The sequence below is a fragment of the Nocardia gipuzkoensis genome, from assembly GCF_021183645.1.
GTDB classification, from domain to species: Bacteria; Actinomycetota; Actinomycetes; order Mycobacteriales; family Mycobacteriaceae; genus Nocardia; species Nocardia abscessus.
Genome location: NZ_CP089225.1, coordinates 7,089,681 through 7,116,155, shown reverse-complemented (window position 1 = coordinate 7,116,155; position 26,475 = coordinate 7,089,681). Strand labels below are relative to the sequence as shown.

Here is a 26,475-nt window from a genome sequence, read left to right as displayed (position 1 = left end):
CACCTGACCCGCCTTTGCGCTGCTCCAGAACGTGCAGTACTGCACCGACAGCGGCCGCCGCGCCGACCAGAATCAGCGTCACGGTCGTGACCGGCTCAATCCCGCGTGCGTGCACTCCTCCACACGAACGCCATGGGCCGCCGGATGTTCCGCGCGGACGCCAACGGCCCGAGAGTGTCTCGGGCCGTTGATCTTCGGACTATCGCATCCGGCCGTCGGCAGGGTGCCGACAGCATCCTCGATCACGGAATCCAGCTGAGACTCCGGATTGCCGCTACTTGACCGAATTGGCCAACTGATCGGCATAGGGGGCAGTGAGTTTTCCGACAATGGGAAGCTCTGCGTGGACACCGCCGGTGTTGTTCGCCTGGACCATGGCCATGATCCAGACGACGACTGCGAAGACCGCGACTGCGAGTCCGGCGAGGCTGAAGATGATCCCCAGGACTCCGAGGAGCGAACCGGGGCACCCGCCGAGTCCGCCGGCGAGCAGACGGTTGGGCACGCGCGACAGAACGGCGCGCGGCCTGTTCGGAACGCTGGCGCTTCCCGGCCGATCGGACTACCTTGCGCCCGTGGAACCGACTGTGCGAAGCGTGGAGCTATTCGGCACGGCGGCGGCTCATGCCACCCGTGACGTGCCGATCGCCGATCCCGGGGAAATGGCCGACGATGTCCTGGCCCGTATGCGCGGTGGCCGATTTGCCAGCGCGGCCGTGATAGCGGTGTGTGACGGCACTCGGCTGGCCGGTCTGATCACGATCGAGAATCTGCTCGCGGCACCCACCGGGACGGCCGTCGGTGCGGTGATGGACCCCGATCCGCCGACGATCGCCGGGCACAAGGACCAGGAGGCGGCGGTATGGGAAGCGTTGCGGCATGAGGAACCGGGGCTGGCGGTCGTCGACGCCGATGGCCGATGGCTCGGGCTCATTCCACCGCGGCGACTGTTGACGGTGCTGCTGCAGGAACACGACGAGGATGTCGCCCGGCTCTCCGGATATCTGAAATCCGCGACCGGCGCCCGGACTGCGACCGTCGAACCGATCGCCCGCCGACTGTGGCACCGCTTGCCGTGGCTGCTGGTGGGGCTCGCCGGTGCGATGCTCGCCGCGGGTGTCGTGGACATCTTCCACGCCGAACTGGAGCGCGAGGTCCTTGTCGCGTTCTTCATTCCCGGCGTGGTCTATCTGGCCGACGCGGTCGGCACCCAGACCGAGGCGCTGGTGATCCGCGGCCTTGCGGTCGGTGTCGGCGTGCGTGGCATCGTCCACCGTGAATCCGTGACCGGCCTGCTCATCGGGCTGCTGATCGCCGTCGTGTCCTACCCGCTCACGCTGATGTTCTGGGGCGCACCGGACGTGTCGCTGGCGGTGGCGATCTCCTTACTGGCCGCATGCTCGGTCGCCGCGGTCGTGGCGATGGGTCTGCCGTGGACGATGTCGAAACTGAAAATCGATCCGGCCTTCGGCGCCGGACCATTGGCGACCGTGATCCAAGACCTCCTTTCGATCCTCATATACCTAGGAGTGACCGCGCTGGTCGTGGCCTGATCGCGGACAGATCCCATCTGTCACTGCGGGGCCGGCCGCAATGCCACCGCGGTCACCTTCTACTCCGGGCAGTCGGTCGTGATCAGCGAGACTCACACGCACGGTGAACCAACTCCCGGGATCCCGTTTCACCCTGAGGCGCTGCGCGAGGAGGATGCTCTATCCTCGCGGTGGCGCGCTACCGCAGGCGCGAACATCAAGGTGCCTACGGCCGCCGCCGTAGCAGCGGTTCCGGCGATGAGCAGGCCGCCGGGGCCTACCGGTCGGCATCCGAACAACTGACTCAGTCCTGGAGTCTCGACGATGCCGAGCAGCGCCGCCGCCGATACGGCGGCCGCGCCGACGACGACCGGGTCGGTCGGCCGCAGCACTGCGGTCTCGCCCAACTGCGCACCGACGATGCTCAGCAGGGTGACCGTGCGAGCTCGCTCGACGGTACCGGTGAGGCGGGCAGCCAGGTAGCCGCCCGCGCCTGCCAGACCGGTGGCGACGCCGTTCACGGTGATCCGTTCGGTGAGCAGTGGGCCGATCGAGCGGTCCGGGCCCTCCGCGAGCAGATGCTCCGGATCGAGGCTGGGCACCGGGCGCATGGCGATGGCCAGCGCGGGGATCGTGTCGGTGAACAAGTTGCACAGCAGCAGCTGGCGGGCGGTGAGCGGGGTCATGCCGGTCAGCAGACTCACGCCGCCGATCACCGCGATCTCGCCGTAGTTGTGACCGAGCAGGTTGGCGACCGCATCGCGGACCGCCACCCATAGGGCACGGCCCTCGATGAGCGCGTCGACGATGCTACCGATGTGGTCCTCGACGAGCACCACGTCGGCGGCGTGGCGGGCTGCTTCGGTACTGCGGCCGCTGCCGAGGGCGATACCGACGTCGGCGAGCCGGATCGCGGCCGCGTCGTTCACACCATCACCGGTCATGGCGACACAGTGCCCAGCCCTGCGGTAGGCAGCCACCAGCCGGACTTTATGGGCCGGCGTGACCCGGGCGCAGACCGACACCCCGGGCAGCAGTGCGTCGAGCGCGTCGTCGTCGAGGCGGTCGAGCTCTGGGCCGGTGACGACACCGGTGCTGCCGTCGGGCGCGGACGGCATCCCGACCTCGGTGGCCAGCCAGCAGGCCGTCGCAGGATGGTCGCCGCTGATCAGCACGGGCCGCACACCCGCTCGGGTGATTCGATTCAGGGCGTCCGCGGCATGGCCGCGTGGCGGGTCGGAGAGGACCAAGAACCCGGCCAGGGTGAGTTCTATGACGGCGTCCTCGGTCAGCTCGCCCTCCGGTGGCGCGCCGAGCCGGCGGGTGGCGACGGCGAGCACTCGGCCGCCGTCTCCGGCCAGTTCCTCGACCAGTCCGTCGAGCTGGCTGCGGCGATCACGGTCCACCTCGACGTGGCCTGCGCTGGGGTGTTCGTGGTCGGCGCAGCGGCTCAGGATCGTCTCGGGAGCCCCGATGACGCTCAGTTGTACACCGTCGTCGTCTGGGACGATGACCGCATGGTAGGCCCGGCCCGATTCGTAGGTCAGCTCGGCCAGTGCGGCCGGGGACTCCGGGAGCCGCGCGGCCGTCGCGGCGGTGACGATGGCGTCGTCGGTGCTGCCCGGGCGACGTCGTCGCGGCAGGGTGGTCGCCGCCACAGCTTGCGCGGTGGCGAGGATCTGCCGGTGCCTGCCCGGGAGCTGATCGGCAGCGGCACCTTGCTGTCCGTCGTGCACGGCGGTGACGCGCAGAATTCCATGGGTAAGGGTGCCGGTCTTGTCCACACACAGCACATCGACCCGGCCCAGTGCCTCCACCGCTCGCTTGTGGCGGACCAGCACACCCCGTTCAGCCAGCCGTCTTGCCCCGGCCAGCTGGGCGGCGGTGGCGAGGATCGGCAGACCCTCGGGGACGGCCGCGACCGTGAGGCTCACCCCGGCGGCCAGCGTCTCGGCCAGTGGGGCGCCCCGGGCGAGGTTGGCAGCCACGGTGACGGCTCCCGCCCCGAGTGCGACCGGTGTGGCGCGCGCCGCCAAGGTCTCGAGGCGGCTCTCCACTCCGGTGCGCGGTGCGGTGACGCCGCGGGCAGCCCGTCCGGCGGCGGTGTCGGCCCCGACCGCTACCACTGCCGCGCTGGCTCGGCCCGTCGCGACGGCGGTGCCGGCGAACAACATGCACGACTGGTCGGCCAGCGCCTCCGCTTCGATCGGCGCGGGAACCTTGTCCACCGGCAGTGACTCACCGGTCAGCGCGGATTCGTCGATCTCCAGGCCCTCGGCCTCGAGCAGGCGGCAGTCGGCGGGCACCCCTTCGCCAGGGCCGAGCCGAATGACGTCGCCGACGACCAGTTCGTCGGCGAGGACGCCACGCTCGGTCCCGTCGCGGCGGACCCGGACCCGCTGGGCGGATACCTGGTCGAGCGCGGCAACGGCCCGGTCGGCCCCGAGCTGTTGCAGAGCGCCGATTCCGGCGTCGGTGAAGACGACGGCCGCCACCATGGCCGCGTCGAGCATGGACCCGACAGCCACCGAAAGTGCGGCGCCTACCGCGAGCACCGGCGTGAGGGGGTTGCGCAGCTCGTTGGCGACATGAATCAGCAACTGCCGAGGCGCGTTCGGTACGGCGACCGGCGGCGGGCGGCGGGCACCCGCCTCGGCGGCGGTCAACCCTTCCGGGCTACTTCCCAAACGAGCGAGCACCTCGGCGGGCGGGACGCGGTGCCAGTCGTCACCCGCCTGCGCCTTCGGGGCCCGCGGGACCAGCCGCAACGCGCTCATGCGCCCGTGTGCCAGAGCGACCAGAGCCGCCGCGTCGACACCCAGCGAGACGGGCCATGCCTGCCGACGTCGCCACGGCACCGGGACGCCGAGCAGGATGAGCGCGCTCGCCGCCGACCCGGCCAGCGCCAACAGCGCACTGTGCCGACTGATGTCCCGGGCGAGCCGGCAGGCGTCGAGCACGGCCGCGACGCCGACCGTCCCGTCGACGGCGATGAGGTCGGCATGCCACGGCACCGGATGCTCCGGATACGGCGCGACCGCGACGCCGCAATCCGCGGCGGCGAGCGCGGCCTCGTCGGCGCCCGCGACGACCGCGACGCCGTGGCCTTCGCGCTGCAGCCGCTCGACGAGTTCGGTGAGATCCTCCAGACCTTCCTCTGGTCCGGACTTGGGTTCGTACCGGATGATCTCGATGTCATGGCCGGCCACCGGCTTCGGCGGTGGCGTGTCACCGAGCAGGTCCATGTCGATCACCAGACGGTCGACATGGTCGAGTATTCGCAGCGGTTCCGGACGCACCACGAGCACATCGCAGCGACCCAGGTACTCCGTCACTCCGGTGGCGAATGCCTCGCGTCCGAGCCGGGCGGCCTTGGCAACCCCCGCGCTGACCACGTCGATCGCACTCCGCGTCTGATGAGAAAGCGGGATGGTGGTCAATGCAGCGGCTATCGTCGCCATCAAGTCGCCCTCGTCATAGCGCTCGATCGGCCCCGGGGGCAGCGGGATCGGCCGCGGCGCGCGGTGCTCCGGTAGCGGCTGGGTCGGCGGGGCGGTCGCGTACAGTACCGGCTCCAGCTGCGCGAAGGTCTGCGCGCGGGAATACTCCTGCCGCAGCAGCAGCACCCGGTGGACGAGGTCGACGACCGGGCTGAGCAGCTGCCGCTCCAGGGCACCGGCCGTGGCGGCCGCGATGCCCAGGGCCAGCTCCACTTCGGTCACCCCGAATCGCCGCTCCAGCGGGACGCGCAGCCGCTCCTGGTTCTGCACGAACGCGATGACGGGTGCGAGTTCGATCGGCGTCGAGCGCCCGGGCAGGCGCAGCAGTGTGCCGAGGGCGGCGACGCCGACCGCGGCCACGTCGGCGACCGCCGCGACGGTGTACCAGGCCGCTGCGCTCCGATCGGTGGGATGTGTGGCCACAGCTGCGGTGAAGGGCCCCTCGACACCGGCGGCGGTCTCCGCTTCCTCCACCGCGGCGACGATGGCGGCCGAGTCGAACGCCTCGGAAGACCTCCTGGCGACCACGAGAAATCCGCACCCGGCGTCGAGGCGTGCCCAGGCCACCCCGGGCAGACGGCCCACCCGCGCGGTCAAGTCCGTAGCGAACGCCTCCAGCCGTTCCGGCGCCGGTCCGCGCACCGCGACATGTACGCGTTCGTCACAGGACCATACGACGCGGGCGTGCCCCACGGCTTCCGACAACACGGTGTGCAACGCGTCCGCAGCGGATGCCGGTGCGCGCAGTGCACAGGCCGCGGCCGTCGGGACCCGCAACGCATTCACCGCGAGCACCGGGACACGCAGCAATCTCTCGAGATAGCCGCCCAACATCAGGGACTCCGCTGTCGGTCGGCCGGTCGGAGCCATCTGCTCGACCGGTAGGGGCTGCCGGGTGCGGGGATGGCTAACGGGCAGCACATCTCGCGGGCACGTGCCGCACTCAACGACCGTTCACACACAGTCACCCTCCGTCGGAGCTGCAGGACTCGATTACGCTCAGCAAACTCGGGGATAACCGAGCGGAATAGGGCACAACGGGGCCGACCGGCGGGGACCTTTGTCTTGCGTGAGGGTGTCGGGCCACGGCGCAGTAGGCGGCGACGACCCGGTATCGCGCCCAGGGCAACACCGCTCCGGCGGATGTGTAGAAGACGGTCGCCACATGATGACCGCGCCCACACCGCGCGGTCGATATGCGCAGTGGCGGTCAGCGATCGACTTCAGTGATAGAGGGCATCGATGCTGGCGGCGAGATTGTCGACGACTATCTTGCGGCGCAGTTTCATGCTCGGTGTGAGATCACCTGCCTCGACTGACAGTTCATGATCGATGATGTCGAATTTCTTGATCTGTTCCCAGCGATTGAGTTGGGTGTTCAGGTGGTCGACGTAGCCGGCGATCACGTCGTGGGTCTTCTCGTCGCGTGCGATGTCGGCGAGCGGTTTGTCCGCCAGGCCGTGCTTACCGGCCCATTCGGTGATGCTCTGGGCGTCCAGGCCGACCAATGCGACGCAATAGGGCCGCGTCTCTCCGTAGACGATGAACTCCGCCGCGTACGGACATATCCCCTTGAATGTGGCGGCAATTGCGGAGGGCGCAACGTACTTGCCCTGCGAGGTTTTGAACAAGTCCTTCTTGCGGTCGGTGATGTGCAGGAAGCCGTCTGCGTCGATCTCGCCGATGTCGCCGGTGCGGAACCAGCCGTACGCGTCGAAAGCCTCGGCGGTGGCGTCGGGACGGTCATGATAGCCGCTCATCACACCCGGGCTTCTGAGCAGGATCTCGCCGTCCTCGGCGATCTTGACCTCGGTGCCGGGGAACGGCTTGCCTACCGTTCCGAACCGGTATGCCTCCGGGCGGTTGATGAACGAGGCGGCTGCGGTCTCGGTCAGGCCGTAACCTTCGAGCACGATGACGCCGATTGCGTCGAACCATTGCGCGACATCGCGGTCCAAGGGGGCCGCAGCCGAAACGAAGTACCGTAATCGACCACCGAAGCGTTCACGAACCTTCGAAAGCACCAGCCTGTCGGCGACTTTGTGCTGCAGTGAAATCAGCAACGACGGATCTTTGCCGGCCTGTCTCGCACGCGAGACTTTCAGGCCGACGCCAACGGCCCAGTCGAAGAGCTTCTTCTTGATCCCGCCTTCTTCGGCCACTATGCCCTCGATACGGGCATGCGCCTTCTCGAAGATGCGCGGGGCGGCCGCCACGATGGTGGGGTGCAGGATCGTGAGGTTGTCCACTATCTTCTCCACCCGGCCGTCGATCGCCGTGGGATAGCCGATCAGTGGTGACAGCGCGAGCATCACCTTGCCGAACGCGTGGGACAGCGGCAGCCACAGGAAGTTCAGATCGTCGGGGCCGAGAACATGCAACGCGTCGATTGCTGCGGCGCTGTAGGTCCAAGCCGAGTGCGGCAGCCTCACCCCCTTCGGGGTGCCGGTCGTCCCAGAGGTGTACATGATGCTGCCCAGGTGCTCGGGCCGGATGCCGCGGATGCGGTCGGCCACCGCGTCGGGCGATTCGGCGAGCAGCGCGCGTCCGCGCTCTTCGAGGTCATCGAGAGCGATCACCCAGTTTCCGTCGCCTTCGCCGTCGAAGATCACCACCTGTCGCACGTCGGGCAACTCGGCGCGGTGCTCGATCAGTTTGTCCACTTGGGCCTGATCCTCGGCGACGACGACACGACTGCCCGAGTTGGCGACGATGAACGCGACGCCGGGGGCGTTGGTGGTGGGGTACACGGTGGTGGTGGCCGCACCGGCGCACATCACGGCGAAATCGGCGAGCACCCATTCGTAGCGCGTGGACGACACGAGGGCGACCCGGTCCTCGGGTTGGATTCCCAGTGCGATCAGCCCGGCGGCGAGGATGTCGACGCGGTCGCCGAACTGCTTCCAGGACACGCTGGTCCAGCGCTCGCCGTCGGGGAATCGGAACGCCTCCGCCTCCGGAGTCGCGGTGACGCGGTCGACAAGCATCTGGGCAACCGAGGATGCCCGGTGCTCGATCTTGCTGAGATCGGGAAGTTCCTCGGATTCCCGAAGGAACGTCATCACTTCATTCTACGGAGTCTTCGGCCGATCGATGAGGCGCTCATACGAGAAACTGCAAAGCCCGGCACGATTCTTGGAACCGGTCCGGACGCGGATAGCGGCGCTCGTCCCTATCGACCTTTTCGGATTGCTCGGCCCGCATTTTCCATACGTGGAAGTACAGGCGTATCCGGATCTTCCTGTTCGTGGGCCTCGAGATCGAGATCGAAGTGCACGGTGGCGCCCTCGTATCGGAGCGCGTCATTCCACCCCTGTTCGGTGATGATCGCGAGCATGAGGGTGTTCTCCGCGAGTATTTCGGCCGTCAGATGTGCCACCCCCTGCAGGTAGGCGGCCGTGCCCAGTCGCCGCACGAGCAATGTGCCGATACCGTGTTGTTGGTCATGCGCGTCGACCGCTAGCGCCATCTCCGCAGTGATGTGTCCCGCGGTGGTGTCGGTGACGACGTAATTGGCGACCCCGACCAGGTCGACACCTTCGAAGGCGCCGAGCGCGAGGTGGGTGGAGTCGTGCTGGCACAATTGTTCCGCGAACTCGTCGATGTGCTTCGGAACGGCACTGAAGAACCGCAGATAGGCGTCGTGCGCCGACATCTGCTCGTGCAGCGACGCGACCGCGTCCCGGTCGTCAGGCGTCAGTGCGCGGACGGTTATCCCGGAGATCAGCGGAGCGGACGGTGCCGGTGCGGTACCAGTGGTTGGTGCGATCGGATCAGCGCCGAGGCCCACCGGGGCTATTCGCGACGGACAGAATATGACGGGGCACCGGCTGCGGCGGAACAAGTACCAACCGAAACCGGGTACTTCCGGAACAGACGCGCGACCATCGATTCCGGTGACCACCAGTTGCGCACCCGTCGCGTGTTCGCTCAACGACCGATATGGGATGTCGGCAAGGGCGGACACGGTGACGTCAGGGAAGGCGTCGCGTGCCACGGCAAGGTGGGCGTCGAGGGAGTGCCGGTTCCTCGACGCAACCGGAGCGGCCGTTTCGAGTTGCTCCGGTCGGGCGTTCACGGCGACGACCGATGCCCCGAACAGGTGTGCGTAGCCGAACGCGGCGAGCGCGGCGTCGGCGCCGTCGTCGTCCACGGCGAGAAGCACGGGGCGCTGGTCTGGAAGTTGGCCGGGCTCTCCCCGCCAGACGGTTACCGGGCAAGTGGCGTGATCGGTAACCATCGTCAGGGCCGTCGGCACGTCGAACTCCCCCACGTCGGGATGACAGAGGACGACCATCCGGGCGTCCTCTCCTACTGTGGCCCACGCCTGCGCAGCCGGTCCGTCGATCGACTCACCACTGATCTCGAGATCGGGGTGATCGCGGCGCACGACCGCGACGGTGTCGTCGACGACGGCTGTCGCGCTGCGTTCCGTCCGAGCCGCCGCTTCGGGGCCCGTCGCTGGGATGTCCGCCGAGACGTCAGCAGTGGCGGTGGCGATGTAGACGACCCGCAGGCTGCAGTGCAGTCGTTCGGCGAGGCGGGCGGACCATAGGGCGGCGTCACGCCCGATCGACGGTCGGTCGACGGTCACCACGATCGGAGGATGCCCGTGTGTGGTCATGCGGTTCCTCCCGTCATCAGAGCCAACCACCTTCCGCGAATCCCCCGGCCGGGCCGCCGATCGGTCAATGGCCGAGTAGGCCGTCCGAGCGCGGATCGCATCGACGTGACAAGGGCAGGACCGAGCGATTTCCCAATGGTCGTCGTGGCGGTGTGCCGCCGATCGGCGATGAGTCGCCGCCCTGCCGACGGCGTGGTCGCCAGCATAGGTGCCCAACGCCGGCCTAGCCACTGTTTTGAAAGTGGGTTGTTGACGGCGTCGCTGCGCGGCGGCCTCAACAGCCTGGTTGTGATCGAGATCCCTTGCTCGCGTTGGCATGTCGGTGGGCAGATGAGAGGAGGTCTCCGGTAGATGGGTTAGCGACCAAGCAAAACCTTGAATACCGGAGACCTCGTGCCCAGCGTAGCGGTGACGAGGCGCGCGGATCTGACCGACGCCGAATGGGCGCGGCTGGCACCGCTGTTGCCTCGCGGGAAGAAGGCGGGACGACCGTCGAAGTGGACGAAACGGCAGCTTATCGACGGGATCCGATGGCGGGTCCGGGTCGGTTCTCCGTGGCGGGACGTGCCCGCGCATTATGCGCCGTGGCAGACGGTCTACGGGTTGTTCCGCCGCTGGCAGCGCACCGGTATTTGGGCGTTGATCCTGAAGATGCTGCAAGCGGCCGCCGACGCGGCCGGGGCGATCGTGTGGGACGTCAGCGTGGACTCCACCATCACCCGCGCGCACCGGCACGCTGCTGGTGCGCGCCGCCACGGCGCAGCTCAGGTCGAGCCACCCGGTGGGGTCGACACCGAACCCGGCGACCACGCGCTGGGCCGGTCTCGCGGTGGCTGGACCACGAAAACCCACCTGGCTACAGAGCAGGGCCGCAAAGTGCTGTCGATCGTACTCACCGCTGGCCAGCGGGGAGACAGCCCGCAGTTCACCGCGGTACTCGACGGCATCACCGTGCCACGGTTGGGTGCCGGGCGGCCGCGGACCCGCCCGGACCGGGTACGCGCCGACAAGGCCTACAGCTCTGCCGCCAACCGCGCCCACCTGCGTAAACGGGGTATCAAAGCGACGATCCCGATCAAGAAGGACCAGACCGCCAACCGGAAGAAGAAGGGCTCGGCCGGGGGCCGTCCGCATGCGTTCGACGCTGAGGAATACAAGCTCCGCCACGCCGTGGAGTGCGGTATCGGTCAATTGAAGGAACACCGCGCCGTGGCAACCAGATTCGACAAACTCGCCGTCCGCTACCAGGCCACCATCCGCATCGCTGCCATCAACCAATGGCTCCGACACGGGTGAGGGCGGGCAACTGCCCGCCCTCACCCACTTTCAAAACAGTGGCTAGGCGGCGATGGCGGAAGCGGCGGTGTTCAGCGTATCCCGGCTATGGCTGGCAGACCCTCCGCATACCTCGAATGACGTCGACCCGCGGCCGCGGTCGGTATGGCGTTGTGCCGGCTGGCCCGTGTGTCTGGGCCATCCCGGGTTCCGCAGCGGTCAGCTGTGTCCGTTTCCGGTCTTCTTGATTTCGATGTGCTTCTCCGGGGTCTCCGACTCGGACACCGGCACGGTCACCGTCAAGATCCCGTCGGTGTAGGACGCGTCGATGTCGTCTTCCTTCGCGCCGACCGGTAGCGGAATCGACCGGTAGAAACTGCCGTAGTGAAATTCCGAGCGGGTGCCTTCTTCCTTCCGTTCCGTGCGTTCGGCCTTGATCGTCAACTGTCCTTCCCGGACGCTGATGTCGACGTCTTTGGCCGGGTCCACCCCGGGCAACTCGGCCCGCAACGTGTACCGGCCCTTCTCGAGATTCTCCTCGACTCGAATCATGTGGCCCTCGAGCGAGGTCCAGGGGGGCGTGACTCCAACCGGGCCATCAGATCGGACCAATCGGGCAGTGCGGGCCAGGTCGGTACCAATGCCCGGCGAGAGGAAAGGATGCTCATAGCGCGACTCCAGCGAAGAGAGTGGTTGATGACTCTTCGATTCCACGCCGGCGCCCGCGCCCAGCAGTAGGGCCTACGGTCCTTCCTCCGAGGACTCCGGTCCCCGAATACGGGCAGTCTTCCGCAAGGCACTCGCGACGGTCTTGGGCGGCCCGGTGTGCCTCGTCAAAGGTGAACGGTGCCATCGTGGGAACTATGTCCGATTCTGGTCACGGAGTACGGGTGGGGTAGGGCAGTATGCCTGTGGAACTCGGGTCTTTCGGACCCGGATGCGTTGCCGCGCGGCATGCGGGCCCGACCGGGTCGCGCTCTCGGCCACGACAGGTGACAGATGACTCTCGTCCCGCCTGAATAGTGCTGTTCGGCCGTATCCCGGTCGGTGTACAGCGCGCACAGTGAAAGAACCGAACACTCCGAAGTGAAGGAGAGCCTGCGGTGATGTTCTGGTACAGCAATGGAATGACCGGATGGGGATACGGTCTGATGGGTATCAGCATGGTGATCTTCTGGGTGCTGGTCATCGCCGGCATCGTGGCACTGGTCCGCTACAGCGCGGCCCCCTCGCAGGGCTGGCCCACGGTGCCGCGCGGGCCAACTCCGCAGCAGGTGCTCGCCGACCGTTACGCCCGTGGCGAGATCGATGACGAGGAATACACCCGTCGATTGAAAACCCTCAACAGCGCCACATCCACCTGAGGCGTGCCGGCGTGGTTCGAAAGCAGCAGACGATGGCCACTCGCGAATCCCACATGTCCCAATCGGACCTGTTCTCCTGGAACATGGAACGTGATCCGGCGCTCCGCTCGACGATCGTCTCGGTCCTGATTCTCGATACCGATCCGGACTGGGAACGTTTGGTGGAGACGATCGATCGCGGCACCCGCATCGTGCCGAGGTTGCGGCATCGGCTGGTCACCGTGCCGTTCGGTCTCGCCCCGCCGCGGTGGGTGCTCGATTCTGATTTCGACCTCTCCTGGCACCTGCGCCGTTCCGCGCTGCCGGAACCGGCGGACCTCTCCGCGGTACTCGAGTTCGCCCGAACCGAAGCGATGACCGCGTTCGATCCGGCCCGGCCACTCTGGCGCTCGACCTTGCTCACCGGCTTGAACGGCGCGGGATGCGCGCTGGTGATGACGGTGCATCACAGCCTCACCGATGGCATCGGCGGTATTCAGATCGCCACAGCGCTGCTCGATTTCGATCGGGCGGGAACCGATCGCGGCCATCCGCCCGAGCCGTCGCAGGACCGTGACGGCGCGGTCCGCGACATCGTGGCGTGGAACTGGCAGGTCGGCTCGGATCTTCTTCGTGGCGGTGTGCGGGTCACGCCGCGGACCGCGTGGCGGGCTGTCAGTCATCCCGCGCGGGCGGCGCGCGATGGTGTGGCGCTGGCGACCTCGTTGGTCCGCTTGGCCCAGCCCGTCACCGCGACGCTGTCGCCGGTGATGATCGAGCGCAGTCTCCGTCGCCGGCTGGCAGTACTCGACGCTCCCGTCGAGCAGCTACGCCGTGCCGCGCGGGCGGTTGGCTGCACCATGAACGATGCGTTCCTGACCGCGTTGGTCATCGGGCTACGTATGTATCACGATCGGCACGGGGCGAGTGTCGACCAGTTGCGGGTGACCATGCCGATCAGTCTTCGCACAGCCGACGATCCGCTCGGCGGCAATCGGATCACCCTCGCTCGTTTCGCGTTGCCGGCCGACGTCCCGGACACCGCAGACTTGATGCGCGCCGTGGCCGCCGCGGTCGCCGGTTGGCGGCGCGAGCCGGCGATACCGCTGTCCGGCGCTGTCGCCGCCGCGTTCAACCGGCTGCCTGCCGGACTGCTCACCGAAATGCTCAAACATATCGACTTCCTCGCGTCCAACGTCCCGGGTTCCCCGGTGCCGCTCTATATCGCCGGGGCGCGGATCGACCGGATGTACGCTTTCGGTCCCACCATCGGCACGGCCGTCAACGTCACCCTGACCTCGCATGCCGGAACCTGCTACATCGCGATCAACGCCGATACCGCCGCGGTCCCCGATGTCGCGATATTGACCGACTGCCTCGCCGCCGGTTTCGCCACTGTGCTTCGTCTCGGCGCCGAAGACGCATCAGAGGGCGTCGCCGACCTCCCCGCCGAAGCACCTCGCTCGACACCCGTGTGATCGGTTGTGTACCGGATCGAGGCGGTCGCACTCCTCTGTCCGGCCGCTCCGACCAGTGTGACAGGGGCGCGGACCGGAGTGATCCGGTTCGAGATCTGCGGCCCGCCGTATCCGCCGAGGTGAGTTCTCCGGGCGCGGTCACACGGAGGCCCGTAGATGCCCGGGCACAAGGATGCGCACAAGAAAGATCCCGGTCGTCACCGCCACTACCGCCGCCATCACAACGCCGCCCAGCGCCCCGATTACGGCAGTGACCATCGTCGACTGCCCTGTCCGCCACAATGGGGTCGTGACCGTGGTGAAGGCGGCCAGCCCCGCGATCCAGCCGACCGCGTTGCCCCAGATCCACAGCACCGCACGCTCCGACCAGCGCCGTAACACGTACCACTGCGCGACGCCGATCGCGAACACGATCACAAGTGCCCCCGCGGCGACCGCCGGTATCTGGACCACGGCCGGCCAATTGCTCAATCGGTCTCCGTACAGTACCGGCGCCAGCCCGACTGTCCACGCGACGACCGCACCAGCCGCCGTGGCCACGATCCAGTCGCGGACAGGGAATTCGGGCAACCACCACCGCAGTACGCGACTCTGGAAAAAGGCGAGCACGCCGCCTTCGACCACGGCCGCGATCAGCAGTGCGGCCGCGATCATGCCAGGCGCCGAGTCGACGGTCAGCGCACCCGCCACAGCCGGTGCGGCGAAGCCGAGAGTTTCACCAGCGGTAACCGCGACGAACCAGCGACGGCTCAGCTCCCGGCGCGACGGCATCGTCTTCTCCGCACTTACGACGATCACCACGTACGGATCATTCGTGTGGATCCGGTGCCGTGGATGCGCCTTCTGATACAACGCCACCACCTCTTCGTGCTCTAGCGATCCCGGCGCCACAACGTGCCCGATACCCGTCGACCAGAACCCGCCGATCCTGATCGACGCCGGATGCGGTGACCGGAAGTTCCGCCACCACGTCTTCGTGGCGGCGTTCGCCACTCGGACGACTACGCTGTCGCCCACCCGCACATACGACACCGGCAGGGCGATATGCCGCCCGGATGATCGCCCTCGGTACCGCAACTCCCCGATCGTCTGCTGTAATCCGACCGGCAGTCGCAATGCCAGCAACAGCGCCGATGCGGCCAGTCCTGGTCTCTCGTACCTGGTGATCGTCACGATTACCTCCCGGGCGCATCGAATCAGCTTCTAGCTCGATCTTTCGCGGCGCACACGCGCTTCCACAGAAGCGAAAGTCACCATCCGGCGGCCGTTCGTGATCTCCGCAACACCCGGAATCGGACCTCGCCACTGAGGACGTTGGTCCCGCGTGCCGAAGGCAGGACGCCTCTCCAGAATCCGCCCGCACCCCGTCACGCTGGGGATATGTCCTCGGAAGGTTCCGCATCGCCGTGCAGCACCCCCCCGAATCCGTGTGAGGTGATGCCGATGTACGCACGTGACGTCCCCAGCAGGCCCGTGGTGACAGTGGGGCCGGAGACACCGCTGCGTGAGGCGTACGACGAGGACGGCATGGCATGATGCGTCGAACATTTCCGCTCGGCCGGATCTCCGGGATCCGCCTCGACGCGCACTGGTCGGCGCTGGTAACGGTCGGACTGTTCACCTGGATCCTGGGCTCTTACCTGACCGGCACGGCCACGACGGCCGCAGTGTGGGCGGCAGCGGTCACCGGCGCCGTCATGCTGTGTGCGGCGCTACTAGCACATGAGCTCGCGCATTCGATCATCGCGCGACGCAACGGGATTCGGGTCGAACGGATTGTTCTGTGGCTGCTCGGTGGTGTTTCCGAATTGGCCGATGAGCCGCGGGACGCGCGGGCCGATCTGCGCATCGCATTGGCCGGACCGGTCACCAGCCTCGCGATCGCGCTCGTCGCTTTCGCCGGGGCCGCTGCCACTGCGGCGGCGGACCCGGACGGGCCGATAACCGCTGTCCTGGTATGGCTGGCTGTCATGAATGCGGTGCTGGGGTTGTTCAACCTGCTCCCCGGCGCCCCTCTCGATGGTGGCCGCGTGTTGCGCGCTGCGATCTGGTGGCGCACCGGCGACCGGTTGCGGGCGGCGACCTGGGCCGCGCGCAGCGGACAGGTCCTCGGCACCTTCCTGCTCATGCTCGGTCTGGCCGAGTTGATCCTGTTCGGACATCTCGGCGGTGTGTGGCTGATGTTGCTCGGCTGGTTCCTGCAGTCTGCGGCATTCGCCGAACTCACTGTCGCCGGACTGCGACATCGGCTGGGCGACAGCAAGGTCCGGGACGTGATGACGGCCCGTCCGATGGCGATTCCGGCAGCATGGTCGATCACCGAGCTGCTGCACTCGAATGCGGTGGCCACCGGCCATCGGGTCTTCCCGGTCGTCGATGACGCCGGTCATCCGACCGCTGTCGTGGCCTGGTCCGATCTGGCCGCGGTCGCCGAGCCCGCGCGCGCTACCACCACGGTCGGACGCGCTGCCCGCGCGCTACCCACCGGTGCGATCGCTCGGGAAGACGAGCCGCTCGCCGATGTCGCGTCTCGGGCGGTGCTGCGGCCCAACTTGGACGCCGTCGCCGTCATCGGCGCCGATGGCAGGCTCACGGGGTTGATCACCGCGAGCGATCTGGTCCTCGCCTGTGATCGCTCCGTCCTCGGCTTGCCGCTGCGAATCGGTGAGCGCCCGCGTCTCGCGTCGGCCATCTACGAAGAAAGGACGCCATGACATCCGCACCGGTCTTCCGGGACGAACCGCAGCCGATCTTCCGCGAACGTCGCGAGGCCGGTCGAGTGCTGGCCGGGCTGCTCGAACACTATCGAGGCGATCCGGACGCGATCGTGCTCGGCCTCGCCCGCGGCGGTGCGCCCGTCGTCTGAAAAATCACCGCCGCGCTCGGCGCACCGCTGGACACACTCATCGTGCGCAAGCTCGGCGCTCCCCGGAATCCGGAGTTCGCACTCGGCGCACTGGCCACCGGCGGCCGGATGGTGGTGAACGACGACGTGGTCCGGGGGTTGGGTCTTACCGCCGAACAGGTGCGCGGTGTCGCCCATGCCGAGGCACGCGAAACGGGCGGTCGGCGCGAACCCGCTCCGCTACAGCGCCGCCGGATGGTGTCCGGCGACATTACCGGTGCGACGTCTGGGTGTGCCAACTGCTCGAGACTTCGAACGTGGCCGATAACCGCAGGGATGCCGGTCCGGGTAAGGGGTCGGCTGCAACAGCTTCGCGGCCGCGCGACTTTGCGACGCGGGACCCGGAAAGAGGCCGCGGACCCGGGCGGAGTGAGCGGCTGATCACCGCCCCGATCCGCCCGAGGTCGGCCGCATCATGCCGCGGGGGGCGTCAACACCGTGTCGATCAAGTACACGGTGGCATTCGCGGTCTGGAGTCCGCCGCAGATCACGCCGGCATCAGCCACTTTGAGATTGTCGCCGCTGCCGGTCACAGTGACCGTGGAACCTTCGACGGTCTTGTGGTCGCCCGCGATCTCGCCCGGCCCCACTCGGCCTGGCACCACGTGATACGTCAGGAGTTTGGTGAGCGCGGCCGAATCGGTCTTCAGCGTTTCGATCGTCGCGGGATCGACCTTGGCGAAGGCCGCGTCGACCGGTGCGAACACGGTGGATTGTCCGCCGTCGAGGGTGCCGACCAGGTTCACCTGCGGATTGAGCTGACCGGACACCGCAGCGACGAGCGTGGTGAGCATCGGGTTGTTCGACGCGGCGACCGACACGGGTTCGGTCGCCATGCCGGTCACCGAACCCGGCCCGGTCGGCACCTGCTCGGCGTATGCGGCGCAGCCCGGGCCGACAGGAGCCGACGCGGGCGTTCCCGTCGAGGGGGGCGATGTCGTCGCCGTCGACGTCGTGACGGCCGGACTGGTTGTCGAGGTCGCGGAGGATGTGTCGTTGTCATCCGTGCAGGCCGACGCCCCTAGGACAGTGGCGGTGAGGGCCGTAGCCAGCAGAAGTGATCGTTTCGCGTTTCGCATCTTGGGTCGCTTCCTTCAGGTTGACCTCAGCGGTCGTAGTTGTCATCACGCGCGAGTACCTAACCGCTGCGGGGCCCAGAACGGCCACCGCCACGTTCACGCGCGCTGTGCGGGTGGTCCGCACGAGCGGATGCTCACTCCACGAAGTCTTGCACCGAACTGCCTCGAATGCATCGTTTATGCGTCGATTTATGCTGAAAATTCGCTGTGAGTTAGCGCGGCCACGTTCGAATCAGTCGTCGGTGTCAGCGGCCATGGCCGCAATGACGCCGACGGCGGTCCAGGTCGCGGGCGCTATCGTGCTGCGCGGGCGCGTTCGCGCTCCAGGGCGCGGGCGCGCTGTTGTTCGAAGCGTGGGATTCGCACCTGTTGCAGGTCGTCGATGAATGCGGCGAGTCTCTCGCGTGCTTGCTCGCCGCGTGCTCCGAAGTCGTTGCGGTCCATGATGTTCCACTGCCTGACCACCGGAAGCAGTACTTCCTCCAAGTGCTGGCGCAGGTCGTAGACGCCGTGCTTGGCCATCAGCACGCCGTTGCGGCGGAAGTCGGGCATGCCAGCGCCCGGCATCCGGAAGTTCTCCACGATGGTGTCTATCGCCTCCATCGCCTGATCGGGCACCAAATCCAGGGCGGCGGCGCAGATGGTGCGGTAGAAGATCATGTGCAGGTTTTCGTCGGCGGCGATGCGCTGCAGCATCCGGTCGGCGATCGGGTCGTCGCATACCCGGCCGGTGTTGCGGTGGGTGACCCGCGTGGCGAGTTCCTGGAAGCTGACGTAGGCGACCGAGTGCAGGAAACCGGCGCCACTCGCGACATCGGTTTCGTTCGCGCCGGAGGAGAATCCGTTGGTCATGTGGACCATCCGGGCCTTCTCGAGGGCAACCGGGTCCACGCCGCGGGTGACCACCAGATAATCGCGGATCACCGTGCTGTGCCGCATCTCCTCGGCTGTCCAGCGGCCGACCCAGGTACCCCATGCACCGTCACGGGAGAAGTTCTCGGAGATCTCGCGATGATAGGAAGGCAGATTGTCCTCGGTCAGCAGATTGGTGATCATCGCGGCTTTCGCCACCTCGCTGAGAGTGGACTGCTCGGGAGACCAGTCCACACCACCGAGCATGGCGAAGTTTCGCCCCTCGTCCCAGGGCACGTAGTCGTGGGGATGCCAGTCCTTGGCCATCGACAGGTGCCGGTGCACGCAGTCCTCGGCGATCGGCTCCAGTTCGGCCAGAATCTCTCGCTGCGTCAGGTCACGCGCCAATGCTGTAGCCTGCCTCTCTTTTTCGCAATCCTTCGAACAGGTCGGCATACACACCACCACCGGCCTCGGGTGGCGCACAGGGCCGAAGGCCCCGGGGAGGCGGGACCGAATACCCGTTCATCCGATGAATTCGGCCGTCCCGTGTCACTGTTCCCGGTTCCATCGACGGACAGCCGCGGTGGTCCGAACGGCAGATACCCGGTGTCGTCCGGGCGATCCGGCGCGGCGGCATTGCGGCCCTTCGGCCTACGAGACCAGGACCAACGACAGCAGTCCATCGACTCGCGAATTCCTACGCTACGAACAACAGCTGATTTCCGAATCCGGAGGGCGACAGACATGGACATGCCATACCGCGAGAACCCTCATCTGCTGGCGTCGGCGCCGGTGGTCGTCGGCGCCGACGGTTCCGAGGGCAGCGAGCGAGCCGTCCGCTGGGCCGCCGAGACAGCGGCACGGCGAGGCCGCACTTTGCTCATCGCCCACGGGCTCGATATCGCAGGCCTGCGCTCCATGACGGGCAGCCACCTGGCCATGCCCCCATCGATCATCGAAGCCGTGCGAACGCGCGGCACGGGAATCGCCGCCAGCGCACACCGGCTGGCCCGTGAGGTCGCGCCGAGCCTGCAGATCACCACCGAAGTCTCCGAGGCGAGTCCGTCCAGGCTGCTGATCCACCTCTCGAAATCCGCGCATCTCGTCGCGCTGGGCGCCACCGGCAACGCCGGCGTCTTCGCCCATCTCGGCTCCACGCTGCTCACGGTCACCAGCCACGGCCGCGGCTCCATCGTCGTGGTCCGCGACACCGGCGCGGAACCGGACGTCAGCAAGCACGGTCCGGTGGTGGTCGGCGTCGACGGCAGCCCGGTCAGCGAGGCCGCTATCGCCGCCGCGTTCACCGAAGCATCAGAGCGCGGCGCCGAGTTGGTGGCCGCCCATTCGTGGAGCGACTTGCACTTCGAGGAATTCGCGGGCGAGGCCGACACCGGTTTCATGGGCTCCGCCTTGGAGACCGCGGAAGACGCCATTCTCGCCGAACGTCTAGCCGGGTGGCAGGAGAAATATCCCGACGTCCGCGTGACCCGCAAGGTGTACTTGACCGGAGCGACCCAACGCCTGGAATATTGGTCGAAGACCGCGCAGTTGATCGTGGTCGGCAGCCGCGGCCGCGGTGGTTTCACCGGCCTACTGCTCGGCTCGACCAGCAATTTCCTCGTCCAGCACGCGCATTGCCCGGTCCTCGTCGCGCACGCGGCGTGAACTCCACGCCAGCGGTCCGCCATCCCAGAGCCGCTCGCTCATGCGGTCAGCCGTCCCCATCTGGACCCGGATACGTCGTAGTGGACGCCCTCCGCTCCCACGCCGTTCTCCGACAGTGCCTCGTGTATGCCGAGCATGAAAGGCATTGGCCTGCAAGCGTAGACTTGCTGCCCTCGCGGCGATTCGAACTCGTGCATGGTGACGTCCGAGCAGCCGACGCGGCCACGGATGCGCTTGGACACCGAACAGACGAATCGGCGTATCGACCTCAACTGCCTATCGGCCCTCCGGTCGAGGACCAAGGCCAGCAGTCGCCGCAGGTGTCGATCCCTACCGTACAGATGACGCATCCGTATACCGAAGGGCACCGACATGGTTGATCAGCACGAGGACAATCCGCACGAGTTCGCGTCCGCTGCGGTAGTGGTCGGCACCGACGGCAGCGAGCACGCCTCGGCGGCTGTCCGCTGGGCGGCCCGGACGGCATCAGATCGCGGGCGCCGCCTGCTGATCGTGCACGGCATGAACCTTCCCGCGGCTCGCGCCACGCTCGGCGTTTACGACGTGATGGTGCCCGCGGTCAGCGAGACGATGCGCGCACGCGGATCGAAAATCCTCACCGAAGCCCGCGCGCTGGCGCATGGCGTCGCCCCCGATCTGCCTGTGGCTACGAAGCTCGGTGAAGAGAACGCCGCCGCGCTGCTCATCACACTGTCGGCGCACGCGCATCTCGTGGTCCTCGGTGCCACACCGGGCACGGGCACGATCGCTCATCTGGGTTCGACCTTGCTCGCGGTAACCGCCCACGCCGACGGCGCCGTCGTGGTGGTGCGCGGCGACCGGCAGCTGACCGGCGACCGCGCACCGGTTGTGGTAGGCGCCGACGGCAGCGAAGTGGGGGAAGCGGCGATAGCCGCCGCGTTCGCCGAAGCGGCAGCACGTGACGTCGATCTGGTCACCGTCCACGCTTGGAGCGACCTCTCCGCCGGTGAATTCGCCGGAACCCGATACCTCGAGATCCCGCTGGAGAACCTGGAGATCGGTGAGCGGGCACTGCTGGCCGAGCGACTCGCGGGCTGGCAGGAGAAGTACCCGGAGGTCACCGTGATCCGCAAGGTCTATCTGTCCGGGCCTCGTGACCATCTGGGCGATTGGTCGCAGCACGCGCAACTCGTCGTCGTGGGCAGCCGCGGCCGGGGCGGATTCCGGAGCCTCCTACTCGGTTCCACCAGCAATTGGCTCGTACAGCACGCCGAGTGCCCCGTCATGGTCGTACATCCGAAGTGAACGCGTCCGCTGTCGCAGGCCGTCGCGGCGACGACCGCTCCGACCGCCGCCGCGGTGGCGCCGGCGTCAGATGACCTTCTGCCCTGTCGATACCTTCGCCGCCGTCGAATGATGATCGAAGTAGCGAGCACGCCGCCCGGAGTAGAAGGAGTCGCCTCATGGCAACCGTGCAGACCATCATGCGGCCCGACGTACAACACATCAGTGTTCGAGAGACCATGGAAGCAGCCGCCCAGCGGATGCGCCAACTCGATATCGGCGCGCTGCCGATCTGCGACGGCGAAGGTCATCCCGTCGGCATTGTCACCGATCGCGATATCGTCGTGCAGGTCGTCGGTGTCGGCGCGAATCCGAAGACCACTACCGCCGGAGAATTGGCACAGGGCGCCGAACGGCTGCACACCGTCGAGATCGACACCGAGGTGGACGACGCGCTGACGCTCATGCGGCAGAACCGGATCCGGCGGCTTCCGGTCACCGACAACGGCGTGCTGGCCGGCATCATCACCGAAGCCGATCTGGCCCGCCATCTGACCGAGAACACCGTCGGCGAATTCGTAGAAGCGGTCTGCGCCGCCAATCTGCCCACCACCGAGGACGTGTGAGAATCCGTCACCTCGCTGCGCCACAGATCAGGCATCCCTACCTTCTTTCGTGGGTGACTCGGGCCAGTCGTAGGGTCCTGGTTGCCGAGGGGTGCCGGGTATGGCTCTCAGGCATCTGCAGTGGATGTGGCTTGCGCCGATTGGCCGCCCGGCACCCCGCGACGACCCGGCTGCTGATTGAGAATTGCGAACCAGTCGCTCAGTAGGGATAGGACAGCGAGGTCGTCTGCGGTGCAATAGTTTCGGTGAACGAGGGAGACGACGTTGGAACGTGTGTGGGCCGGAGTCGACATCGGCAAGCAACACCATCACGCGGTGGTGATCGATACCGACGGCAACCGGCTGCTGTCGCGGCGAGTCCGCAACGACGAACAGGCTTTGCTGGAGCTGGTCGGCCAGGTGGCTGGCCTGGCCGACCGGGTGGACTGGGCCGTTGATATCGTCACAGGCGAATCGGCACTGCTGCTGGCCCTGCTCACAGCCCACGACCAGACGGTTTTCTATATCACTGGCGCCCAGGTCAACCGGGCCGCCGATGGCTACCGCGGCGCGGGGAAAACCGACGCAAAAGACGCTGCCATCATCGCCGACCAGGTCCGCATCCGCCGCGATCTGGCACCGATGCGCATCGATGACGAACTCATCGTGGAACTGCGGATGCTCATCGCCCGCCGCCGTGACCTCGCCGGTGACCGCACACGGCTGGTCAACCGGCTGCACCAGCAGTTGCTCAGCCTCAGCCCCGCACTCGAGCGAGTGCTCGATCTGACCAACCAAGGACCGCTGGTGCTGCTCACCGGCTACCAGATCCCCGAGACGCTGCGCCAAGCCGGTGTCGGCGAGGTCGAAGCATGGCTGCGCTCGCAGAAAGTCAAAGGTGCCGCCGCACTGGCGATGAAGGCTGTCACCGCTGCCTCGAGCCAGCACACCACCCTTCCCGGCCAACGGCTGGCCGCCGAGCTGATCGCCGAGATGGCGAAGGGGGTGATCGCCCTCGATGAGCAGCTCAAACACGTCGGCAAGCTCATCGAGGGCCGATTTCACCGCCACCGTAGCGCCGAGGTCCTGCTGAGCATGCCCGGCATCGGGCCCGTGCTCGGAGCCGAATTCCTGGCCGCGACCGGCGGCGACATGAACGCCTTCGCCTCCTGCGACCACATGGCCGGCTACGGCGGCGTCGCACCGGTGCCGCGAGACTCCGGCCGCATCGCAGGCAACCTGCACCGTCCACGCCGATACCATCGCGGCCTGCAACATGTCTTCTACACATCCGCGCTGATCAGCGTCCAGCGCCATGAGCCGTCGCGGAACTTCTACGACCGCAAGAGGTCCGAGGGTAAGCGACACAACCAGGCCGTCCTCGCTCTCGCACGCCGACGAGTCAACGTCTTGTGGGCGATGCTGCGAGACAACCGCTGCTACACGGCAGTGCCACCCACTCCGGCCGCTACCGCCGCGTGACATCCCAGTGCCCACATGATCTTGAAGAGTTGACATCGTCATTGAGAATCGGCGATGGGGCCCGCGCGCTGCTGAGCGGTATGCCCGGGGCCCGCGTTGCCACTTCGGTCGTTCGATCTCGTCGACGCGGTGGCGACCACGAGCCACCGCGCGCATCGGTGACGCCGACCGCTGCCTCGGTCTGGGTCAGCGTGCGGGGTGAACCACCATGACCGGGCAGGAAGCGTGCTGCACCAGCGTGTTGGCGGTAGAGCCGAGCAGTAGGCCGGTGAAACCACCACGGCCGCGGCTACCGACCACGATCAACTGCGCGACCTTCGACCAATCCAGCAGGTGGGGAGCGGGCGCGGACACCTCGATCTTGCGGGTGACGCGAACCCCCGGGAACTTCTCCTGCCAGCCCGCGATGCGCTCGGCGAGAATCGCCCGCTTGACATTGTCGAATTCGGCCTCGACCACGTTGTGGTGACCGGCGAACCGGCCGGAGTCCCAATCGCTCCAGACATGAACGGCGACGAGTTCGACACCGCGTTCGGCCGCTTCGGTGAAGGCAGCCACGATCGCCGTGTCGGTGACCGGGCTGCCGTCCCCACCCACCACTACCGGGCCCGACGTGCGAACCGCGCCGTCGGCGTCGGGATCGGTGCGCACGACGACCACTGTTCCCTCCGCATGGGCAGTCACGGCCAGCAGCGTGGAACCGAGGTGGGTGAATGTCCCGGCGTCGCCGGTCGCACCGATCACGACCGCGTAGGCCTGCGAGTACCCGCTCGGAGGTATCGGTCACCGCGCCGTCCATATCGAAGATCACCGCGTCGTGCCTGCGCGCATCGATCACCGGTCGAGCGGTGCCACCATGTCCCATCTCTCCAGCCTGAACGGACCGATGGCGGCCGTCCAGGGCCGAGGTCGCGCGGCAGTCGTACAGAGGACCAGCTGCGGTGCGATTGGGGACCTACGACTCATCCGGACATCGCCTCTCGATCCCTACCGTGACGGTATGAACCAGCTACCGTCCGGAGAAACCATCGAGAAGGCCGTCCTGCTCGCCGGCCGGGCGCCGTCGCTGCACAACAGCGTGCTGTCCACCGACCGCGACACACCCGAGGACCTGGTGCGCTGCGGTGAGGTGCTGTCCACGGTGTTACTGGAATGCACACTCGCCGGGTTCGCGACCTGTCCGTTGACTCACCTGACCGAGGTGCCGAGCAGCCGTGCCGTGGTCCGCGAATTGACCGCACACTCCGGCCTCCCTCAGGTCTTGATCCGCGTCGGTATCGCGCCCGAATCGGAGCCGAACGCTCCGGCGACTTCACGCCGCCCGCTCAGCGAGATCCTCGACATAGCCGAGTCCGACCGCAAGCCGGATTGAACTCATCCATACCCCCGTGCTTCATCCGACCCCGCGCGTGTCGGGCATGCCCAGCGGCAAGAAGAGCCGCTCGCGCAGATAGTCGGCGAATGGGACGCCGGTGACGTCGGCGACGATCTGGCCGAGGGTCACCGCGATCGCGGTGAACGTCTTGGTGATAGACGCGATCCGGAAGATCGCGTCCTGGGTGACCGGGCGGTTCGCGGCGATGTCGGCCATCCCGTGCCCAGCGAACTCCATTCGCCCGTCACGTACGACGGCGACCGCGGCACCCACCACTGCCCGCCGATTGAATACGCGTCCGATCCGGTCCGCTAGCCACTGTTTTGAAAGTGGGTGAGGGCGGGCAGTTGCCCGCCCTCACCCGTGTCGGAGCCATTGGTTGATGGCAGCGATGCGGATGGTGGCCTGGTAGCGGACGGCGAGTTTGTCGAATCTGGTTGCCACGGCGCGGTGTTCCTTCAATTGACCGATACCGCACTCCACGGCGTGGCGGAGCTTGTATTCCTCAGCGTCGAACGCATGCGGACGGCCCCCGGCCGAGCCCTTCTTCTTCCGGTTGGCGGTCTGGTCCTTCTTGATCGGGATCGTCGCTTTGATACCCCGTTTACGCAGGTGGGCGCGGTTGGCGGCAGAGCTGTAGGCCTTGTCGGCGCGTACCCGGTCCGGGCGGGTCCGCGGCCGCCCGGCACCCAACCGTGGCACGGTGATGCCGTCGAGTACCGCGGTGAACTGCGGGCTGTCTCCCCGCTGGCCAGCGGTGAGTACGATCGACAGCACTTTGCGGCCCTGCTCTGTAGCCAGGTGGGTTTTCGTGGTCCAGCCACCGCGAGACCGGCCCAGCGCGTGGTCGCCGGGTTCGGTGTCGACCCCACCGGGTGGCTCGACCTGAGCTGCGCCGTGGCGGCGCGCACCAGCAGCGTGCCGGTGCGCGCGGGTGATGGTGGAGTCCACGCTGACGTCCCACACGATCGCCCCGGCCGCGTCGGCGGCCGCTTGCAGCATCTTCAGGATCAACGCCCAAATACCGGTGCGCTGCCAGCGGCGGAACAACCCGTAGACCGTCTGCCACGGCGCATAATGCGCGGGCACGTCCCGCCACGGAGAACCGACCCGGACCCGCCATCGGATCCCGTCGATAAGCTGCCGTTTCGTCCACTTCGACGGTCGTCCCGCCTTCTTCCCGCGAGGCAACAGCGGTGCCAGCCGCGCCCATTCGGCGTCGGTCAGATCCGCGCGCCTCGTCACCGCTACGCTGGGCACGAGGTCTCCGGTATTCAAGGTTTTGCTTGGTCGCTAACCCATCTACCGGAGACCTCCTCTCATCTGCCCACCGACATGCCAACGCGAGCAAGGGATCTCGATCACAACCAGGCTGTTGAGGCCGCCGCGCAGCGACGCCGTCAACAACCCACTTTCAAAACAGTGGCTAGTCGGCGGTCCTCGTTTAACAGCACGGTTTCTCCATTCGCTCGCTGCCGTCGGCGGCACTAA

Annotated in this window: 20 protein-coding genes and 2 pseudogenes; 11 read left to right on the top strand and 11 right to left on the bottom strand. The window is 67.3% G+C overall.

Annotated elements, in window-relative coordinates; all coding sequences use genetic code 11:
* Positions 1-274: 274 nt before the first annotated feature.
* On the bottom strand, positions 275-505 hold the full coding sequence (locus LTT66_RS32480; protein ID WP_233062329.1) for a hypothetical protein: 231 nt from the start codon (positions 503-505) through the stop codon (positions 275-277).
* Positions 506-575: 70 nt separating this feature from the next.
* Between LTT66_RS32480 and LTT66_RS32475 the strand changes: the two genes are divergently transcribed.
* The gene (locus LTT66_RS32475) at positions 576-1,553 is read left to right on the top strand and encodes a magnesium transporter (protein ID WP_233062328.1); all 978 of its coding nucleotides are present in this window, start codon (positions 576-578) and stop codon (positions 1,551-1,553) included.
* 128 nt (positions 1,554-1,681) lie between these two features.
* On the opposite strand, the gene LTT66_RS32470 is transcribed toward LTT66_RS32475, so the two are convergent.
* The 3 genes from LTT66_RS32470 to LTT66_RS32460 form a co-directional block, all read right to left on the bottom strand.
* Complete coding sequence (locus tag LTT66_RS32470) at positions 1,682-5,866, bottom strand: cation-translocating P-type ATPase (RefSeq protein ID WP_233062327.1); 4,185 nt, start codon at positions 5,864-5,866, stop codon at positions 1,682-1,684.
* Positions 5,867-6,255: 389 nt separating this feature from the next.
* The gene (locus LTT66_RS32465) at positions 6,256-8,094 is read right to left on the bottom strand and encodes an AMP-dependent synthetase/ligase (protein WP_233062326.1); all 1,839 of its coding nucleotides are present in this window, start codon (positions 8,092-8,094) and stop codon (positions 6,256-6,258) included.
* Between the two features lie 110 nt (positions 8,095-8,204).
* On the bottom strand, positions 8,205-9,656 hold the full coding sequence (locus LTT66_RS32460; RefSeq protein WP_233062325.1) for a GNAT family N-acetyltransferase: 1,452 nt from the start codon (positions 9,654-9,656) through the stop codon (positions 8,205-8,207).
* 408 nt (positions 9,657-10,064) lie between these two features.
* Here LTT66_RS32460 and LTT66_RS32455 point away from each other — a divergent pair, with 408 nt between their 5' ends.
* Entirely contained in the window at positions 10,065-10,952 is an 888-nt protein-coding gene (locus LTT66_RS32455; protein WP_408638878.1) for an IS5 family transposase, read from the top strand.
* Between the two features lie 198 nt (positions 10,953-11,150).
* Here the strand turns inward: LTT66_RS32455 and LTT66_RS32450 are convergent.
* Positions 11,151-11,599: pseudogene (locus tag LTT66_RS32450) on the bottom strand (Hsp20/alpha crystallin family protein).
* Positions 11,600-12,058: 459 nt separating this feature from the next.
* Here LTT66_RS32450 and LTT66_RS32445 point away from each other — a divergent pair.
* A complete protein-coding gene (locus tag LTT66_RS32445) occupies positions 12,059-12,295 on the top strand; it encodes an SHOCT domain-containing protein (protein ID WP_408638700.1) in 237 nt (78 codons plus the stop codon).
* Between the two features lie 53 nt (positions 12,296-12,348).
* Positions 12,349-13,752, top strand: a complete 1,404-nt coding sequence (locus LTT66_RS32440; protein ID WP_233062323.1) for a wax ester/triacylglycerol synthase domain-containing protein — start codon at positions 12,349-12,351, stop codon at positions 13,750-13,752.
* A 138-nt stretch (positions 13,753-13,890) separates the two neighbouring features.
* Here LTT66_RS32440 and LTT66_RS32435 read toward each other — a convergent pair whose 3' ends face one another.
* Positions 13,891-14,925 (bottom strand): hypothetical protein, encoded by a 1,035-nt coding sequence (locus LTT66_RS32435; RefSeq protein ID WP_233062322.1) that lies wholly within the window; start codon positions 14,923-14,925, stop codon positions 13,891-13,893.
* A 359-nt stretch (positions 14,926-15,284) separates the two neighbouring features.
* On the opposite strand from LTT66_RS32435, the gene LTT66_RS32430 reads away from it, so the two are divergent.
* On the top strand, positions 15,285-16,466 hold the full coding sequence (locus LTT66_RS32430) for a site-2 protease family protein (RefSeq protein WP_233062321.1): 1,182 nt from the start codon (positions 15,285-15,287) through the stop codon (positions 16,464-16,466).
* Positions 16,463-16,882 (top strand): annotated as a pseudogene (locus tag LTT66_RS32425) (erythromycin esterase family protein); the annotation flags it as partial. The gene LTT66_RS32430 and the pseudogene LTT66_RS32425, both read left to right, overlap by 4 nt.
* Positions 16,883-17,070: 188 nt before the next feature.
* On the opposite strand, the gene LTT66_RS32420 reads toward LTT66_RS32425, so the two are convergent.
* Together LTT66_RS32420 and LTT66_RS32415 are read right to left on the bottom strand one after the other, a co-directional pair.
* A complete protein-coding gene (locus LTT66_RS32420) occupies positions 17,071-17,736 on the bottom strand; it encodes a fasciclin domain-containing protein (protein WP_233061799.1) in 666 nt (221 codons plus the stop codon).
* A 294-nt stretch (positions 17,737-18,030) separates the two neighbouring features.
* On the bottom strand, positions 18,031-18,996 hold the full coding sequence (locus LTT66_RS32415) for an acyl-ACP desaturase (protein ID WP_233061796.1): 966 nt from the start codon (positions 18,994-18,996) through the stop codon (positions 18,031-18,033).
* A 339-nt stretch (positions 18,997-19,335) separates the two neighbouring features.
* On the opposite strand from LTT66_RS32415, the gene LTT66_RS32410 reads away from it, so the two are divergent.
* The 4 genes from LTT66_RS32410 (at position 19,336) to LTT66_RS32395 (ending at position 23,609) form a co-directional block, all read left to right on the top strand.
* Positions 19,336-20,256, top strand: a complete 921-nt coding sequence (locus tag LTT66_RS32410; protein ID WP_233062320.1) for a universal stress protein — start codon at positions 19,336-19,338, stop codon at positions 20,254-20,256.
* A gap of 372 nt (positions 20,257-20,628) precedes the next feature.
* Complete coding sequence (locus LTT66_RS32405; RefSeq protein ID WP_233062319.1) at positions 20,629-21,543, top strand: universal stress protein; 915 nt, start codon at positions 20,629-20,631, stop codon at positions 21,541-21,543.
* Between the two features lie 158 nt (positions 21,544-21,701).
* A complete protein-coding gene (locus LTT66_RS32400) occupies positions 21,702-22,148 on the top strand; it encodes a CBS domain-containing protein (RefSeq protein WP_233062318.1) in 447 nt (148 codons plus the stop codon).
* A 264-nt stretch (positions 22,149-22,412) separates the two neighbouring features.
* Positions 22,413-23,609 carry an IS110 family RNA-guided transposase gene (locus LTT66_RS32395; protein ID WP_233062317.1) on the top strand — a complete coding sequence of 399 codons (1,197 nt, stop codon included), beginning with the start codon at positions 22,413-22,415 and terminating at the stop codon, positions 23,607-23,609.
* Positions 23,610-23,795: 186 nt separating this feature from the next.
* Here LTT66_RS32395 and LTT66_RS32390 read toward each other — a convergent pair whose 3' ends face one another.
* Positions 23,796-24,353 carry a universal stress protein gene (locus LTT66_RS32390; protein ID WP_233062316.1) on the bottom strand — a complete coding sequence of 186 codons (558 nt, stop codon included), beginning with the start codon at positions 24,351-24,353 and terminating at the stop codon, positions 23,796-23,798.
* Between the two features lie 256 nt (positions 24,354-24,609).
* Here LTT66_RS32390 and LTT66_RS32385 point away from each other — a divergent pair, with 256 nt between their 5' ends.
* Positions 24,610-24,981 carry a hypothetical protein gene (locus LTT66_RS32385; protein WP_233062315.1) on the top strand — a complete coding sequence of 124 codons (372 nt, stop codon included), beginning with the start codon at positions 24,610-24,612 and terminating at the stop codon, positions 24,979-24,981.
* 21 nt (positions 24,982-25,002) lie between these two features.
* On the opposite strand, the gene LTT66_RS32380 is transcribed toward LTT66_RS32385, so the two are convergent.
* Together LTT66_RS32380 and LTT66_RS32375 are read right to left on the bottom strand one after the other, a co-directional pair.
* Positions 25,003-25,221, bottom strand: coding sequence for a serine hydrolase (locus LTT66_RS32380; protein ID WP_233062314.1), 219 nt, complete (start codon positions 25,219-25,221; stop codon positions 25,003-25,005).
* 120 nt (positions 25,222-25,341) lie between these two features.
* Positions 25,342-26,229: an IS5 family transposase gene (locus LTT66_RS32375; RefSeq protein ID WP_408638878.1), complete on the bottom strand. Its 888-nt coding sequence runs from the start codon at positions 26,227-26,229 to the stop codon at positions 25,342-25,344.
* Between the last annotated feature and the right edge of the window lie 246 nt (positions 26,230-26,475).

Excerpts from the sequence above, each read along its gene's own strand:
- LTT66_RS32470 (WP_233062327.1), bottom strand. The coding sequence starts at position 5,866 with ATGTTGGGCGGCTATCTCGAGAGATTGCTGCGTGTCCCGGTGCTCGCG.
- LTT66_RS32465 (WP_233062326.1), bottom strand. The coding sequence starts at position 8,094 with ATGACGTTCCTTCGGGAATCCGAGGAACTTCCCGATCTCAGCAAGATC.
- LTT66_RS32460 (WP_233062325.1), bottom strand. The coding sequence starts at position 9,656 with ATGACCACACACGGGCATCCTCCGATCGTGGTGACCGTCGACCGACCG.
- LTT66_RS32445 (WP_408638700.1), top strand. The coding sequence starts at position 12,059 with ATGACCGGATGGGGATACGGTCTGATGGGTATCAGCATGGTGATCTTC.
- LTT66_RS32440 (WP_233062323.1), top strand. The coding sequence starts at position 12,349 with ATGTCCCAATCGGACCTGTTCTCCTGGAACATGGAACGTGATCCGGCG.
- LTT66_RS32430 (WP_233062321.1), top strand. The coding sequence starts at position 15,285 with ATGATGCGTCGAACATTTCCGCTCGGCCGGATCTCCGGGATCCGCCTC.
- LTT66_RS32420 (WP_233061799.1), bottom strand. The coding sequence starts at position 17,736 with ATGCGAAACGCGAAACGATCACTTCTGCTGGCTACGGCCCTCACCGCC.
- LTT66_RS32410 (WP_233062320.1), top strand. The coding sequence starts at position 19,336 with ATGGACATGCCATACCGCGAGAACCCTCATCTGCTGGCGTCGGCGCCG.
- LTT66_RS32405 (WP_233062319.1), top strand. The coding sequence starts at position 20,629 with ATGGTTGATCAGCACGAGGACAATCCGCACGAGTTCGCGTCCGCTGCG.
- LTT66_RS32400 (WP_233062318.1), top strand. The coding sequence starts at position 21,702 with ATGGCAACCGTGCAGACCATCATGCGGCCCGACGTACAACACATCAGT.
- LTT66_RS32385 (WP_233062315.1), top strand. The coding sequence starts at position 24,610 with ATGAACCAGCTACCGTCCGGAGAAACCATCGAGAAGGCCGTCCTGCTC.
- LTT66_RS32380 (WP_233062314.1), bottom strand. The coding sequence starts at position 25,221 with ATGGAGTTCGCTGGGCACGGGATGGCCGACATCGCCGCGAACCGCCCG.